We start from the raw sequence: 14,979 nt of genomic DNA, 5'->3' as shown, positions 1-14,979 counted from the left end.
ATGAAGCAGCACACCGTCATCGCCAGCCCCTACGGCCCCCTCACCCTCGTCGCTGACGACGGTGTCCTGTGCGGCCTCTACATGACCGAACACCGCCACCGCCCGCCCGAGGAGACCTTCGGCTCGCGCGACGACACCGTTTTCGGTGAGGCGGAGGAGCAGCTGGAGGCTTATTTCGCGGGCGAGTTGAAGGAGTTCACCCTCGACCTGAAGCTGACCGGCACCCCGTTCCAGCGCAGCGTCTGGGACCAACTCGCCCTGATCCCCTACGGCGAGACCCGCTCCTACGGAGACCTGGCCGAAGCCCTCGGCAACCCGGGCGCCTCGCGCGCGGTCGGCCTCGCCAACGGCAAGAACCCCATCAGCATCATCGTCCCGTGCCACCGGGTCATCGGCGCGAGCGGCAGCCTGACGGGCTACGGCGGCGGCCTGGACCGCAAGCAGCGACTGCTGGCGTTCGAGGGCGCGGGCGGCTCCGAGAGCGGTACGACACTGTTCTGACGTACTTCTCCCTGCGGGACCGAGCGGATTCGACCAGACTGTGCCAACAGAAGGAAAGGGGTCATCGCTCATGTCTCTCGCCCGTGTCCACAACTTCTCCCTCTCGCTCGACGGCTTCGGTACCGGTGACGTCCAGAGCAAGGACGCGCCGTTCGGCCACGCCGGCGAGCGGTTGCACCAGTGGATGTTCACCACTCGTTTCTGGCACGACATGACCGGCGGGGCCGGCGGCACCGCCGGTGTCGACGATGCCTTCGCCCGGCAGTTCGCGCCCGGGATCGGTGCCGAGATCATGGGCGCGGGGAAGTTCGGGCCGCCCGGCTGGCACGAGGACCCGGAGTGGAAGGGGTGGTGGGGACCCAACCCGCCGTTCCACACGCCGACGTTCGTCCTCACCCATCACCCGCGCCCGTCGATCGAGATGGAGGGCGGTACGACGTTCCACTTCCTCGACACGTCCCCCGACAAGGCGCTCGAGACGGCCCGCGAGGCCGCGGACGGCCAGGACGTGCGCATCGGCGGGGGAGTCACGGTGGTCCGCGACTTCCTCGCCGCCGGCCTCATCGACCGTATGCACGTCGTGGTGGTGCCGATCCTGCTCGGCCGGGGCGTACGCCTCTGGGACGGCCTTGAGGACGTGGAGAAGGACTACGCGGTCGAGGCCACCTCGTCGCCCACCGGAGTCACGCACGTGACCTTCACCCGCGCCGGCCTCTGAACGGACCTGTCCAGCCCGCCGTCACGCGTTCTGCGTGCTCAGCCGGCGCAGGAGTGCCGGCAGGGCCGTGCCGATCGGTTCCCGTACGACCTCGTCGGCCCGTTCGTCGTACGGGGTCGGCTCGGCGTTGACGACGACGAGCCGGGCCCCGTGGTCGGCGGCGACGCCGGCCAGTCCCGCCGCGGGGTGCACCTGGAGGCTGCTGCCGACGGCGATGAACACCTGGCAGGCCTTGGCGATCGCGGCGGCCTCGCCGAGGACCACCGGGTCGAGGTGTTCGCCGAAGAAGACGGTCGCGGACTTGAGGATGCCTCCGCAGTCGAGGCAGGGCGGGTCCTCCTCCCCGGCCTCGACGCGGGCGATCGCATCCTCCATCGGCCCGCGCGCGGCGCACTTGGTGCACACGAAACTCCGTGCGCTGCCGTGCAGTTCGAGCACTTTGCGGGCGGGCATCCCGGCCCGCTGGTGCAGCCCGTCGACGTTCTGCGTGAGCACCCGCACCGGCACGCCGTCCCGCTCCAGCTCGGCCACCGCCACGTGCGCGGCGTTCGGCTCGGCCGTCAGGGTGCGGTTCTTGCGGCGCATCTGCCATGAACGGCGGCGGATCTCCGGGTCGTTCATGTAGTACTCGTAGGTGACGAGCTTCTCGGCGTCGGGGTCGCGGCGCCACAGGCCGTTGGGGCCGCGGTAGTCGGGGATGCCGGAGTCGGTGGAGATACCCGCGCCGCTGAGAAGGGCGACCAGTGGTCTGCTCATGGCGTCGAGCGTAGGTCGGCGCGTCCGCGTGCGGCCAACGGATATCGCCGGACCCCCGGCCTCCGGCCTCTTGCCGTCGCCGCCCCCGGATCCCCGTCAGCCGACCCGCTGCCCGTTCTCCAGTTCCGCCGTGCCCGAGCCGCTCGCCAGGACGTCCAGGGCGATCAGGACGCGGTGGCCGAGGGTGCCCAGGAGGTACTCGCCGAGGTTCTCGGGCTCGACCAGGCGCCAGGACAGCAGCTCCTCCTCCTGGAGGCGGATCGCCTTGAAATCGTCCTCGGTGAGGACACCGCCGTCGTACAGGTACGCCACCAGCGGCGGCCAGGTGGGCTTGTACACCCAGTCCACCGCGAGCAGTTGTCCCAGTTCGCGGTCGAGGCCGATCTCCTCAAGGGTCTCGCGGCGCGCGCCCTGGCGCGGGGTCTCGCCGTCGTCGGACTCGATCGTGCCGCCCGGAAGCGCCCAGCCCTCACGGTAGTTGGGCTCGACGAGCAGGACGCGGCCCGCGGCGTCGCGGAAGAGGGCGGCGGCCCCGGCGAGCACACGGGGTAGACCGGCGATGTACGTGGCGAAGTCTTGGGTGGTCACTCAGGAAGGGTAACCAGCTCGCGCGCCCGTACATCGGACCCACCGCCCGGCCGAGGCAAGCGGCAGATCAGGCTCGGCCGGAGCCCGTTCACCCACGCGCGGCGATCAGGCTTCGACGCCCGCCAACTGCAGGGTCCGCTCCGCCAGTTCACTGATCCGGGCCCGGTCGAAGCCGAACACCGCGCTGCGTACCGTGTCCTCCAGCGGTTCCTTCCACTGTGCCGGGATGGCGTCCGCGCCGGTCAGTACGCCCGCCACCGAGCCGGCGGTCGCGCCGTTGGAGTCGGTGTCCAGGCCGCCGCGGACGGTGAGCGTGATGGTGCGGGTGAAGTCACCGTCGCCGTACAGCAGCCCCGCGGTGAGCACCGCCGCGTTCGGGATGGTGTGGATCCAGCCGAGGCCGGTGGTCTCCTCGGACACCGTGGTCAGGGTGTCCTCCCAGGTCATGCGGGTGGCGTGGAGCGAGACGACCCGGCGCACGGTACGGGCGAGCCGGCTGCTCGCCGGGATGACGGCGAGCGCCTGGTCCACCGCGTTCCGCACGGTCGGTGCGGTGAAGGCCGCCGAGATCAGCGCCGCCGCCCACATGGCGCCGTAGACACCGTTGCCCGTATGGGACAGCACCGCGTCCCGGCGGGCCAGGGAGGCGGCCCGGCGGGGGACGCCCGGGCAGGTCCAGCCGTAGATGTCGGCGCGGATCAGCGCGCCGATCCACTCCTGGCAGGGGTTGTCGAACGTCGCCGTCAGCGGCGGCTTGAGCCCGTTGGCGAGGTTGCGGTACGCGGCCCGCTCCGCCGTGTAGGTCTGCAGATACGGCAGCCGCAGCAGCCACAGGTCGCCCACCTGCTCGGTGCTGAAGCCGAAGCCGTGCGTCTCCAGCAGGTGGAGGCCGAGGATCGCGTAGTCGACGTCGTCGTCACGGCAGCTGCCGTGGATGCGGCCGCGCACGCACTGGCGCCACTCGGGGCGCAGCTCGAAGCCGTCGCTCTCGTCGGCGGGCGCGGGGAGGTAGTCGGTGAGCGGCAGGGCCGCGGCCTGCCGCAGATAGCGGTCGATCCGGTCCCGCGTCCACAGGTCGCCCTGCTCGACCGGCTTGCCGAGCATGTTGCCCGAGATCCGGCCCAGCCAGCCCCCGAGGACGCGGTCGGCGAGCTCTGGTGCGGTGCCCACAGGGGTCATGGTCCCGGTTTACCCGAATCCGGCCCGTCCGTCCCCCCTTCGGCGGTCCGCACAGGGGTTTCCCACCGCGCTCGTACGTTGTTCCCACCCCGTTCTCAGGGAACGGTCGGGGCATGACGGCGAGGCCGTCCTCCGGTTAAGGTCACAGCGGCGCGACTGGTCCTGACATGTGCGGGGCCCGGAGAGCAAGGGGATAACTGGTGACACAGCGGGTGCTCATCGCCGCGGACAAGTTCAAGGGCTCGCTGACGGCCGTACAGGTCGCCGAGCGGGTGACGACCGGGCTGCGCCGGATCGTCCCGACGCTCCAGGCGGCGTCGCTCCCCGTGGCCGACGGCGGTGACGGCACCGTGGACGCGGCGGTCGCGGCCGGTTTCGAGCGGCGTGAGGTGCGGGTCGCGGGCCCGCTCGGGCACGAGGTGACGGCGGCCTTCGCGCTGCGCGACGACACGGCGGTCGTCGAAATGGCCGAGGCCAGCGGGCTGCAGCGGCTGCCTGCGGGCGTCTTCGCGCCGCTCACGGCCTCGACGTACGGCTCCGGGGAGCTGCTGCGGGCCGCACTGGACGCGGGCGCCCGGACCATCGTCTTCGGGGTCGGCGGCAGTGCGACGACCGATGGCGGCGCCGGCATGCTGTCCGCGCTCGGCGCGCGGTTCCTGGACGCCGAGGGGGAGCCGGTCCCGCCGGGCGGCGGCGGTCTGGCCGAGCTCGCCTCCGCCGACCTGTCGGCCCTCGATCCCCGCTTCGCCTCCGTCGAACTGGTGCTCGCCAGCGACGTCGACAACCCGCTCACCGGTCCCAAGGGTGCCCCGGCGGTCTACGGGCCGCAGAAGGGCGCCTCGCCGGACGACGTGGAGACCCTGGACGCGGCCCTCGCGCACTACGCCAAGGTGCTGGAGGACTCGGCCGGCGCCAAGGCCGCCGAGTACGCCTCCGCGCCGGGCGCGGGTGCCGCGGGCGGCATCGGCTACGGCGCCCTCCTGCTCGGCGCCCGCTTCCGCCCCGGCATCGAGGTCATGCTCGACGTCCTCGGCTTCGCGGCGGCCCTTGAGCACGCGGACCTGGTGATCACCGGCGAGGGCTCCCTCGACGAACAGACCCTGCACGGCAAGGCCCCCGCGGGCGTCGCCACGGCCGCGCGGGCGGCCGGCAAGGAGGTGGTCGCGGTGTGCGGCCGGCTCGCCCTGCAACCGCAGGCGCTGGGACAGGCCGGTTTCCGGCGCGCGTACCCGCTGACCGATGTCGAACCGGACATCGCCAAGTGCATCACGGAGGCCGGGCCGATCCTGGAGAAGGTCGCGGAGCAGATCGCGCGGGACTTCCTGGTCTGAGATCCGGTCCGGTCACGTCCCGGGCTCGCCCGACGTCCGTCGCAGGCGCACTCGTTCGCCCAACTCGCTTCCATCCCAGCCCCGTTCACCTCCGCATGCCCGACAGCCGATACGCGTCCAGCGCGAGCGTCATCTCGATCAGGTCCCGAGGCCTGGCCAGCGATCGGGACGTGAGCTGTTTCAGCCGCCGTAACCGGTTGAAGACCGTGTTGCGGTGGCAGTACAGCCTTGCCGCGGCCCGGCCCGCCGAGCCCTCGCAGGCCAGCCACCCGTCGAGGGTCTCCAGGAGCACGGCCCGGTCGGCGGGCTCCAGCTCCAGGAGCGCGCCGAACACGTCCGCCACCAGCCGGTCCGCCAGCTCCGGCTGGCTCACCACCAGCGCGGTCGGCATCCGCTGATCCAGGCGTACGACCGCGGTCCCGTCCGGCGGGCAGGTGCGCAGCGCCAGTTCGGCCAGCCGCCGGGCCCGCCCCAGCTCGGCGAGCCCGGGCACCACCGGGCTGATACCGCCGGGACCCGAGCAGCGCCCGGCGAGCACGCGCGCGACGCCGTCCAGGCCCTGACCGGGCGCCAGCGCCACGACCCCCACCTCGCCGTCGGCCCGCATCCGCCAGATGAACCGGAACCCGGCACCCCGCACCGGCCGCTCGGCCGGCTCGCGCCGCTCGGCCCGCAGCACCACCACGGCGTACGGCCCGTGCTCCGGCAGGTCGAGCCCCGCCGCCGCCCGCGCCGCGAGCCCGGGCGTGGCCTGTCCCTCCAGGAGCGCGTCGAGGAGTGCCTGCAATTGCTCGTCCGTGCGTCGGCGTAACTCCGCCTCCGTGGCCCGGTAGGCCTCCGACGCGGTCTGGGCCTGCGCGTCCACCGCCGACCACACCATCGTCGTCGAGCGCATCAGCGCCGTGAGCCGCTCGGGCTCGCGGCCCGCCGTCCCGTCCACGAGCGCGTCCCACAGCAGATAACCGGCGCTGCGGTAGGCATGCACGAGGAGGTCCAGCGGCAGCCCCTGCCGGGCCCGGCGCCGGCCGGCGTCCTCGGCGTACTCCAGGTCCCGGCGCGGCGAGTCCCGGGGCGCGGAGAGCGTCTCGATGCCGATCCGCATCGCCTCCTCCGCCTCCCGCCACTGCTGGTCGTGCGGGAGCACCTGCCCGTAGACGGGGGAGTACTCGGTGAGCTGCCGCAGGTGTTCGTCGACGAGTTGCGGCAGCCGTTCCAGCAGAGTCGTGCAGGACTCCGCGAGCAGCTTCCAGTCATGACCGGTCCGCGGCCTTCGCGCTCCCATGGCCGGAGGATGCCATCGCGGGACGGTCCCGCACAGGCCCCTGACACGCGGTGTTGTGCGCGTGCACAACGGCCGGCCCGACCCGCTGGGCACTCGCAGCGATTCCGCCACGGGCCGTGGACGGGCGCCCCCGCCGGTGCTGGGGTGAGCGCCACACCGAGTCGAACAGGGGGTGTTCATGGGCGGATCCGGACTGGTCGTACGTGAGCTGTCGGTCGGATACGGACCCGTACGGGCGGTGCGCCGGGTGTCCCTGGAGGTGCCGGAGGGGGAAGTGGTGACCGTGCTCGGCAGCAACGGCGCGGGCAAGTCCACGCTGCTCAGGGCGGTCAGCCGGACGCTGTCCTTCCACGGCGGCGCGATCACCGAGGGCAGCGTGCGCCTCGGCGACCGCCGCCTCGACAAGCTCGCGCCGGACCGGGTGGTCGCCGCCGGGGTGTCCCAAGTGCCGGAAGGCAGACGGGTGTTCGCGCGGATGACGGTCGCCGACAACCTGCGCGCGGGCGCCCTCGGCGCCGCCCGCTCGGGCCGGGCCGCCGCCCTCGCCCGCGTCCACGAACTCTTCCCCGTCCTCGCCGAACGCGCGGGACAGCGCGCCGGCCTGCTCTCCGGCGGCGAACAGCAAATGCTCGCTGTCGCCCGTGCGTTGATGGCGGCACCGAGAGTTCTGCTCCTGGACGAGCCCTCCCTCGGCCTCGCCCCGCTCATGGCCCAGCGCATCGCCGACACCGTCCGCGAGATCAACGCCCAGGGCACCTCCGTCCTCCTCGTCGAGCAGAACGCGGCTCTCGCCCTGCGGCTCGCCACGCGCGCGTACGTCCTCGAGGTCGGCGAGGTCACGCTGTCCGGCTCGGCCGAGGAACTGGCCGCCTCCGACGAGGTGCGCCGCCGCTATCTGGGCGTGGTCGACGAGGACGCGGCGGCGGACGCCGACACGGTGGCCGCTGCCGAACGGGCGGGCGGCGTACGGCGGACGCTGACCCGGTGGCGGGGGTGAGACGCCAGATGGAACCGCGCGAAGAGCCCCGAAGCGACCCGATCGATGAATCCCGGGCGGACGAAGAGCTCGACTCACCCCGGACCGCTCCCCTGGACGCGTCCCCGACCGCTTCCCTCGACCCGCCCCCGACCGACCCGCTCGAAGTCCGTGGTCTCACCGTCCGGTTCGCCGGACTCACCGCCCTGGACGACGTCGGCTTCACGGTCCGCCCCGGTACCGTGCACGCGCTCATCGGGCCCAACGGCGCGGGCAAGTCGACCTGTTTCAACGTGCTGTCCGGGGTCTACCGGGCCACGGCGGGCAGCGTCCGCTTCGGCCCACACGAGCTGACCGGCATGCCCGCGCACCGCATCGCGGGACTCGGCGTCGCCCGCATCTTCCAGAACCTCGCGCTGCCGCCCCGCGCCTCGGTCGAGGACTGTCTGCTCCTCGGCCGCTACCGGCTGACCCGAACGGGCTTCCTGGCGGCCGGACTTGGTCTGCCGTCGGCAGCTCGTGAGGAACGCCTGCACCGCGAACGCGTCCGGGAGATCGCGGAGTTCGTCGGCATCGCCGACTGCCTCCACCGCCCGGCGGGTTCGCTCCCGTACGGACAGCAGAAGCTCGCCGAACTCGCCCGCGCGCTGTGCATGGAACCGCGCCTGCTGCTCCTGGACGAGCCGGTCGCGGGCATGACCGCCGACGAACGGCGCCGAACCGCCGCCGTGATCAAGGGAGTCAGGGACGGGCTCGGCATCTCGATCGTGCTGGTGGAACACGACATGGGGGTGGTGATGCGGCTCGCGGACGCGGTGACCGTACTGGACTTCGGGCGCCTGATCGCGGACGGCGCCCCCGCCGACGTACAGAACGATCCGGCCGTCGTACGCGCCTACCTGGGGGCCGGAGCATGAGCACCTTCGCCGAAGTCCTGCTCAACGGCGTCTCGTTGGGCTCCGTCTACGCGCTCATCGCGCTCGGCTTCGTGGTCGTCTTCCGGGCCACCGAGGTCGTCAACTTCGCCCATGCCTCGCTGCTGCTCGCGGGCGGCTACATCACCGCGTCCCTGCACGACGACATCGGCTTCTGGCCCGCGCTGCTGGTCGGGATCGCGGGGGCCGCGCTGGTCGGCGCGGGCGTGGAGTTCCTGGTGATACGGCGCTACCGGGGCAGCGACCACAGTGTGCTGGCCATCGTCACCATCGGCGTCGACATCCTGCTCACCACCGAGCTGACCCGCCGGATCGGCACGGACGTCATCCCGCTGGGCGACCCGTGGGGCGACGCCGTGCTCAAGATCGGGCCGGTGTCCCTGGCGCACACGCGGATCGCCGCGTTCGTGGCCGCCGCGCTGCTCATCACGGCGTTCCTGCTCGCCTTCCGGTACACCTCGTGGGGCGTGGCGATGCGGGCGGCGGCGGAGAGCGGGGAGACCGCGGCGCTGATGGGCGTGCGGCTCGGGCGGGTCTCGCTGGGCGCGTGGGCCGTGGCCGGGGGCCTTGCCGCCGTGGCCGCGCTCTTCCTCACCGTTTTCCCCACCCCGGGCCTGGAACGGGCCACCTCCCTGGCCGCGCTCAAGGCGTTCCCGGCGGCGATCCTCGGCGGCCTCGACTCCACGACGGGAGCACTGGTGGGCGGCCTGCTGGTCGGCATCACGGAGTCCCTGGCCACCGGGTACCAGAGCGATCTGACCTTCCTGGGCCGCGGCCTGGGCGACCTCGCGCCCTACCTCGTGATGGTCGCGATCCTGCTCATCCGGCCCGCGGGACTCTTCGGCACGAAGGAGCTGGCGCGTGTCTGAGGTCCTGGTCAAGCCGTTGCGGGTGATCCGGTCACGCGGACACGTCTGGGCCGCCGCCGGGGCCGTCCTTCTCCTCGCCCTTCCCTTCTACCTCGACCGGTTCTGGCTCCAGGCCGGCCTGTTCGCGATGGCCGCCGCCATCGGGGCGATCGGGATCAATCTGCTCACCGGCGCGACCGGTCAACTCTCCATGGGACACGCCTTCTTCCTCGCCGTCGGCGCCTACGGGTACTGCGTGTTCGCGGCGGACGGCGGCGACGGGCTGACCGGGCTCGGGCTGCCGACCTGGCTCGCGGCCGTGCTCGCGGTGCTGGTCGCCGGTGTCGCGGGCGGCCTGTTCAGCCCCATCTCCGGGCGGCTCGGCGGCGCGTACCTGGGCATCGCCACGCTCGCCCTGGTCTTCATCGGCCAGCACGTGATGTTCAACGCCCACGACCTGACCGGCGGGGCGAACGGCCGTGACGTACCGCCCCTGAATCTGTTCGGCCTCACCTTCGACGACCGTGAACTCCTCGTCGCCGCCGTGCCGTTCGGGTCGGCGGAGAAGCTCTGGTACGCGGGCCTGGTCGTGCTGCTCGGAGGTGCGCTGTTCGCCCGTGGAGTGCTGCGCGGGCGTCCGGGGCGGGCCATGAACGCGATCCGGGACCACAGCGTCGCCGCAGGTGTCCTCGGCGTGCCCGTCGCCCGCCATCGCGCCGCCGTCTTCGTGCTGTCCTCGATGTACGCGGGCCTCGCGGGCGTCCTGCTCGCGCTGGTCTTCCAGCGGACCGTGCCCGACTACTTCGGCATCACGCTGTCCCTGGAGTACCTCGCCATGATCGTCATCGGCGGGCTCGGCTCGGTCTCCGGCGCGGTGGCCGGGGCCGTGTTCGTGTCCCTGCTGCCCCAGCTGCTGACCCGCTACAGCGATGCGCTGCCGTTGGTATCCGCCCCCGGGACGGGCGGGATCGCACCGGGCGAGGCGTCCCGGTACCTCTACGGCGCCGCCGTCGTGCTGGCGGTGCTGTTCCTGCCCGGCGGTCTGGTCGGTACGGCCGCCCGGCGTCGCGTCAGAACCGATCCAGGGGAGGAACGATGAACAGGACGTACGGGGCCAGAGCCGCGGCCGGTGCCCTCGCGGCACTGCTCGTGCTGGCCGGGTGCAGCTCCAAGGCCAAGGACAGTGACAGCGGTGACGGCGACAAGGCGGGCGCGGGCGGGATCAAGACCGGCCAGGGGATCTCCGGCAAGACGATCACGCTGGGCGCGCTCACCGACATGACCGGCGTCTACGCGACCCTCGGCAAGAGCGTCACCCAGGCCCAGCAGCTCTACGTGAAGCAGCTGAACGCGGCCGGGGGCGTCTGCGGCTACAAGGTGGCCCTCACGGTCCGCGACCACGGCTACGACCCGCAGAAGGCCGTCTCCGGCTACACCGAGCTGGCGCCGAAGGTGCTGGGCTTCGCGCAGTTCATCGGCTCGCCGTTCGTCGCCGCGGTCAAGCAGCGCGTCGACGGCCAGGACAAGGGTCTCGTGCTGCCGCAGGCGTGGTCGGCCGCGCTGCTGGGCAGTCCGTACATCCGGGTCATCGGATCGACGTACGACATCGAGACGATCAACGCCGTCGACTTCCTGATCAAGGAGAAGGGGATCAAGAAGGGCGACAGGATCGGGCACGTGTACTTCGAGGGCGACTACGGCGAGAGCGCCCTGGTCGGCTCGGAGTACATGGCGGGCAAGGCGGGTCTTTCCGTCGTCGAGCAGAAGATCAAGCCGACCGACAACGACATGACCGCTCAGGTCACCGCCCTCAAGAAGGCCGGCGTCAAGGCGATCGTGATCAGCGCCGGGCCGCGGCAGGCGGCCTCGCTGGTCGGCGTCGCGGCGGCGAGCGGCTTCGACGTGCCGGTGATCGGCAACAACTCCGCCTTCGCGCCCCAACTCCTCGCCACCCAGGCGGGTCCGGCCCTGATGAAGAACTACTGGGTGGCCTCGCCCTCGCTGCCGATCGGCGCGGACACCCCGCAGGCGACCAAGCTCGTCAGCGACTACAGGGCGGCCTATCCGAAGGACTCCCTCGACAACGGCATCGTCGCCGGCTGGACAGCCGCGTCGGTTTTCGGTGAGGCCCTCAAGAAGGCCTGCGCGAACAAGGACCTCACCCGCGAGGGCGTCGACAAGGCCCTGCTGACGCTCGACGCCTTCGACTCCGGCTTCGGCACCGTCCAGGACTTCACCGACCCGGCGGTCGCGTCCTCCCGGCAGAGCGTGATCCTCCAGCCCGACAAGAGCGCCACGGGCGGCATGAAGGTCGTACGGGAGGCAGGCGCGTCCGAGGAGGCCGAGGCGTACACACCGAAGGCCTGAGACGGCCGAGACGCGCGGGCGGACGCGTGGGACGGCCGAGGGGCCCGAACCGGAATCGGTTCGGGCCCCTCGGGAGTGTTACGGCTGAGACGTCCTACGGGAGCTGCGCCGCCCGCGCCTCGCGACGGTTGTCGCGGAAGTTGTTCACCCGGCGGGCCGTGGCGAACAGCGGGATGACCGCGCCCGTGACCAGCTGCAGGGCGCAGCCCGTCTGGAGCAGGAGCTGACCGCTGGGGGCGTCGAAGGCCCAGGCGGCCAGCAGGCCCATGGAGACGACGATCCAGGCCAGCATCGCCACGGCGAGGCGGCCGCGCGGCTTCGGGTACTCGACCCGGCTCACCATCAGCCAGGCGGTGCCGAGGATGGCCAGGAGCGTCGCCACGAAGGGCAGCTCCAGGAGCACGATCGAGACGACCGTCAGCGCGCCGAACGGGGAGGGCATGCCTTGGAACATGCCGTTCGGCACAGTCACGCACGAGAAGCGCGCCAGCCTCAGCACCACCGCCAGCAGCACCACTACGGCACCGACCGCGGCCACCTTCTGGTACGCGTCGTCCGCGACCATCCCGTAGACCAGGACGAAGTACGCCGGGGCCAGGCCGAAGCTGATCAGGTCGGAGAGGTTGTCCAGCTCGGCGCCCATGGGGGAGGAGCGGAGCTTCCGTGCGACCAGGCCGTCGAACAGGTCGAACACCGCCGCGCACAGCATCAGGATCACGGCGGTGGCCGCGCTGTTGCGCGCCATGCCGGATTCCTGGCTGTCGGTGAGGTGCGGGATCAGGATGCCGGTGGTGGTGAAGTACACCGCCATGAAGCCACACGTGGCGTTGCCGAGCGTGAGGGTGTCCGCTATCGAGAGGCGGAGAGAGAGGGGCATCTCCTCCTCGTCGTCCACCTCGTCGGCCTCCGGAACCCAGCCGGCCTGCGTCTCAGGATCAATCACGGTCAATGCGAGTCACCCCAGCCACGGTCTTCTGACCGACCTCGACCGCCACCTCCACGCCCTCGGGCAGGTAGATGTCGACGCGCGAGCCGAAGCGGATCAGACCGATACGGTCGCCCTGCTCGACCTTCGTCCCCTGCGGGATGTAGGGGACGATGCGGCGGGCCACCGCGCCGGCGATCTGGATCATCTCGATGTCACCGAGTTCGGTGTCGAAATGCCAGACTACGCGTTCGTTGTTCTCGCTCTCCTTGTTGAACGCCGGTACGAACCCGCCGGGGATGTGCTCGACCGACGTCACCTCGCCGGAGAGCGGCGCGCGGTTGACGTGGACGTTGAGCGGGCTCATGAAGATCGCGACGCGGGTGCGACCGTCCTTCCACGGCATGATGCTCTGCACCACACCGTCGGCGGGCGAGATGACCCGGCCCGGGCCGATCTCTCGCTCGGGGTCGCGGAAGAACCACAGCATGCCCGCCGCGAGCGCGGTGGCGGGCACGGCGACGGCCTTGGCGGCGCCGGACTTGCGCGCGCGTACCAGGCTGAGGGCTGCGGTGGCGACGGTCGGGAGAAGCCACGGCGATGCTCCGCGCGCGAGGCGTACGCCGGCCCGGCTGTCGCGTGGTGCAGAGGTTTGGCTGTGGGGCATGGATGACCTTCGTAGCGGATGATGCCGCGCTGTAACGGGGGACGGCGGCTTTCCCGGGATCGTACCGGTCGTCGGCCACAACTGGGTAAGCCAGGAAGCCGAGTCGGCGGCTGAAGGGCGCTGACGGGGTGTGATCTTCTTCTCCAAGAAAACACCCCGTATCCGGACATCTAGCCCTGGAATCGATACTCTTCGAGCAGCCTGCGACCGATGATCATTTTCTGGATCTCGGCGGTACCTTCACCGATCAGCAGCATCGGCGCCTCGCGGTAGAGGCGCTCGATCTCGTACTCCTTGGAGAAGCCGTAGCCGCCGTGGATACGGAACGAGTCCTCCACGACCTCCTTGCAGTACTCGGACGCGAGGTACTTCGCCATACCGGCCTCAAGGTCGTTTCGCTCCCCGGAGTCCTTTTTGCGTGCCGCGTTGACCATCATCGCATGGGCGGCCTCGACCTTGGTAGCCATCTCCGCCAGCTTGAACTGGATGGCCTGGTGCTGGGCGATCGGCTTGCCGAACGTGTGCCGTTGCTGGGCGTAGCGGACGCCCAGTTCAAAGGCACGCTGAGCGACCCCGCAGCCACGTGCCGCCACGTTGACGCGGCCCACCTCGACGCCGTCCATCATTTGGTAAAAACCTCGGCCCGTGGACCCGCCGAGCACGCGATCGGCCGGAACACGCAGGCCGTCCATGATCAACTCGGTGGTGTCGACGCCCTTGTAGCCCATCTTGTCGATCTTCCCGGGGATGGTGAGCCCGGGACGGACCTCACCGAACCCGGGCTCCTTCTCGACCAGGAAGGTCGTCATCGACTTGTGGGGCGCGGTCCCTTCGGGGTGTCCTTCGTCACTTCGGACGAGTACGGCGACCAGATGTGACGTGCCACCGTTCGTCAGCCACATCTTCTGGCCGGTCAGGACGTAGTCGTCGCCGTCCTTGACCGCCTTGGAGGTTATGGCCGAGACGTCCGAGCCGAGACCCGGCTCCGACATCGAGAAGGCGCCGCGGATGTCGCCCGCCGCCATGCGCGGCAGGAAGTGCTCCCGCTGCTCCTGGGTGCCGTGCTGCTTGAGCATGTAGGCCACGATGAAATGGGTGTTGATGATCCCGGACACCGACATCCAGCCGCGGGCGATCTCCTCGACGCACAGGGCGTAGGTGAGGAGCGACTCGCCGAGACCCCCGTACTCCTCGGGGATCATCAGACCGAACAGGCCCAACTCCTTGAGCCCGTCGACGATCTGCTGCGGATACTCGTCGCGGTGCTCCAGCTCGGTCGCGACCGGGATGATCTCCTTGTCCACGAAGTCGCGGACGGTGGACAGGATCTCCTGCTGGACGTCGGTCAGACCGGCGGTCTGGGCGAGGCGCGCCATGGCTACTTCTCCGTGTTCTTTTCCGCAGGTGCGGACAGCTGTGGGCGGCCGGGCTGCTCACCGCCGCGCTCCTTGATGTACGTCTCGGTCGGCACCATCACCTTGCGGCGGAACACGCAGACCAGCGTGCCGTCCTGCTTGTAGCCCTTGGTCTCGACATGGACGATTCCGCGGTCGTTCTTCGACTTCGACGGCGTCTTGTCGAGCACGGTCGTCTCGCCGTAGATCGTGTCACCGTGGAAGGTCGGCGCCACGTGCTTGAGCGACTCGACCTCCAGGTTGGCGATCGCCTTGCCGGAGACGTCCGGTACGGACATGCCCAGCAGGAGCGAGTAGATGTAGTTCCCGACCACCACGTTCTTGCCGAAGTCCGTCGTGTTCTCGGCGTAGTTGGCGTCCAGGTGGAGCGGGTGGTGGTTCATGGTGAGGAGACAGAACAGGTGGTCGTCGTACTCCGTGACCGTCTTGCCCGGCCAGTGCTTGTACGTCTCCCCGACCTCGAACTCCTCGTAGGTGCGCCCGAACTGCAT

The 14,979-nt window shown here is 70.8% G+C and carries 16 protein-coding genes; 8 read left to right on the top strand and 8 right to left on the bottom strand.

Annotated elements, in window-relative coordinates; all coding sequences use genetic code 11:
• Together ACIQI8_RS06695 and ACIQI8_RS06690 are read left to right on the top strand one after the other, a co-directional pair.
• A complete protein-coding gene (locus ACIQI8_RS06695) occupies positions 1-501 on the top strand; it encodes a methylated-DNA--[protein]-cysteine S-methyltransferase (RefSeq protein ID WP_402345580.1) in 501 nt (166 codons plus the stop codon).
• Positions 502-571: 70 nt separating this feature from the next.
• On the top strand, positions 572-1,219 hold the full coding sequence (locus ACIQI8_RS06690; RefSeq protein WP_402345578.1) for a dihydrofolate reductase family protein: 648 nt from the start codon (positions 572-574) through the stop codon (positions 1,217-1,219).
• 21 nt (positions 1,220-1,240) lie between these two features.
• Here ACIQI8_RS06690 and ACIQI8_RS06685 read toward each other — a convergent pair whose 3' ends face one another.
• From ACIQI8_RS06685 to ACIQI8_RS06675, 3 genes are all read right to left on the bottom strand, one after another.
• On the bottom strand, positions 1,241-1,975 hold the full coding sequence (locus tag ACIQI8_RS06685) for an SIR2 family NAD-dependent protein deacylase (RefSeq protein WP_402345576.1): 735 nt from the start codon (positions 1,973-1,975) through the stop codon (positions 1,241-1,243).
• A 96-nt stretch (positions 1,976-2,071) separates the two neighbouring features.
• Complete coding sequence (locus ACIQI8_RS06680; protein ID WP_402345574.1) at positions 2,072-2,563, bottom strand: NUDIX domain-containing protein; 492 nt, start codon at positions 2,561-2,563, stop codon at positions 2,072-2,074.
• 105 nt (positions 2,564-2,668) lie between these two features.
• Positions 2,669-3,742, bottom strand: coding sequence for an ADP-ribosylglycohydrolase family protein (locus ACIQI8_RS06675; protein WP_402345572.1), 1,074 nt, complete (start codon positions 3,740-3,742; stop codon positions 2,669-2,671).
• A 212-nt stretch (positions 3,743-3,954) separates the two neighbouring features.
• On the opposite strand from ACIQI8_RS06675, the gene ACIQI8_RS06670 reads away from it, so the two are divergent.
• Entirely contained in the window at positions 3,955-5,073 is a 1,119-nt protein-coding gene (locus tag ACIQI8_RS06670) for a glycerate kinase (protein ID WP_402346741.1), read from the top strand.
• Positions 5,074-5,158: 85 nt separating this feature from the next.
• Here the strand turns inward: ACIQI8_RS06670 and ACIQI8_RS06665 are convergent, their stop codons facing one another.
• Complete coding sequence (locus ACIQI8_RS06665; protein WP_402345570.1) at positions 5,159-6,355, bottom strand: PucR family transcriptional regulator; 1,197 nt, start codon at positions 6,353-6,355, stop codon at positions 5,159-5,161.
• Between the two features lie 178 nt (positions 6,356-6,533).
• On the opposite strand from ACIQI8_RS06665, the gene ACIQI8_RS06660 reads away from it, so the two are divergent.
• The 5 genes from ACIQI8_RS06660 (at position 6,534) to ACIQI8_RS06640 (ending at position 11,481) form a co-directional block, all read left to right on the top strand.
• Positions 6,534-7,352 (top strand): ABC transporter ATP-binding protein, encoded by an 819-nt coding sequence (locus ACIQI8_RS06660; RefSeq protein WP_402345569.1) that lies wholly within the window; start codon positions 6,534-6,536, stop codon positions 7,350-7,352.
• Between the two features lie 92 nt (positions 7,353-7,444).
• Positions 7,445-8,248, top strand: a complete 804-nt coding sequence (locus ACIQI8_RS06655) for an ABC transporter ATP-binding protein (RefSeq protein WP_402346739.1) — start codon at positions 7,445-7,447, stop codon at positions 8,246-8,248.
• Positions 8,245-9,135, top strand: a complete 891-nt coding sequence (locus tag ACIQI8_RS06650; RefSeq protein ID WP_402345567.1) for a branched-chain amino acid ABC transporter permease — start codon at positions 8,245-8,247, stop codon at positions 9,133-9,135. The genes ACIQI8_RS06655 and ACIQI8_RS06650 overlap by 4 nt, the downstream gene beginning before the upstream one ends.
• Complete coding sequence (locus ACIQI8_RS06645) at positions 9,128-10,213, top strand: branched-chain amino acid ABC transporter permease (protein ID WP_402345565.1); 1,086 nt, start codon at positions 9,128-9,130, stop codon at positions 10,211-10,213. Before ACIQI8_RS06650 ends, ACIQI8_RS06645 begins: the two co-directional genes overlap by 8 nt.
• Complete coding sequence (locus tag ACIQI8_RS06640) at positions 10,210-11,481, top strand: ABC transporter substrate-binding protein (protein WP_402345563.1); 1,272 nt, start codon at positions 10,210-10,212, stop codon at positions 11,479-11,481. The genes ACIQI8_RS06645 and ACIQI8_RS06640 overlap by 4 nt, the downstream gene beginning before the upstream one ends.
• 94 nt (positions 11,482-11,575) lie before the next feature.
• On the opposite strand, the gene pssA is transcribed toward ACIQI8_RS06640, so the two are convergent.
• The 4 genes from pssA to ACIQI8_RS06620 all read right to left on the bottom strand — a co-directional run bounded on the left by pssA (position 11,576) and on the right by ACIQI8_RS06620 (position 14,979).
• Positions 11,576-12,358 carry a CDP-diacylglycerol--serine O-phosphatidyltransferase gene (gene pssA, locus ACIQI8_RS06635; protein ID WP_402346737.1) on the bottom strand — a complete coding sequence of 261 codons (783 nt, stop codon included), beginning with the start codon at positions 12,356-12,358 and terminating at the stop codon, positions 11,576-11,578.
• 58 nt (positions 12,359-12,416) lie between these two features.
• Positions 12,417-13,073 carry a phosphatidylserine decarboxylase gene (locus ACIQI8_RS06630; protein ID WP_124002280.1) on the bottom strand — a complete coding sequence of 219 codons (657 nt, stop codon included), beginning with the start codon at positions 13,071-13,073 and terminating at the stop codon, positions 12,417-12,419.
• 170 nt (positions 13,074-13,243) lie between these two features.
• Entirely contained in the window at positions 13,244-14,449 is a 1,206-nt protein-coding gene (locus ACIQI8_RS06625) for an acyl-CoA dehydrogenase family protein (protein ID WP_402345561.1), read from the bottom strand.
• Positions 14,450-14,451: 2 nt separating this feature from the next.
• On the bottom strand, positions 14,452-14,979 hold the full coding sequence (locus ACIQI8_RS06620) for a MaoC family dehydratase (protein WP_402346735.1): 528 nt from the start codon (positions 14,977-14,979) through the stop codon (positions 14,452-14,454).

Source organism: Streptomyces sp. NPDC092369 (assembly GCF_044755245.1).
Lineage (GTDB): Bacteria > Actinomycetota > Actinomycetes > Streptomycetales > Streptomycetaceae > Streptomyces.
Note: the sequence above shows the minus strand (reverse complement) of the source record. Positions and strands in the feature narration are given on the sequence as shown.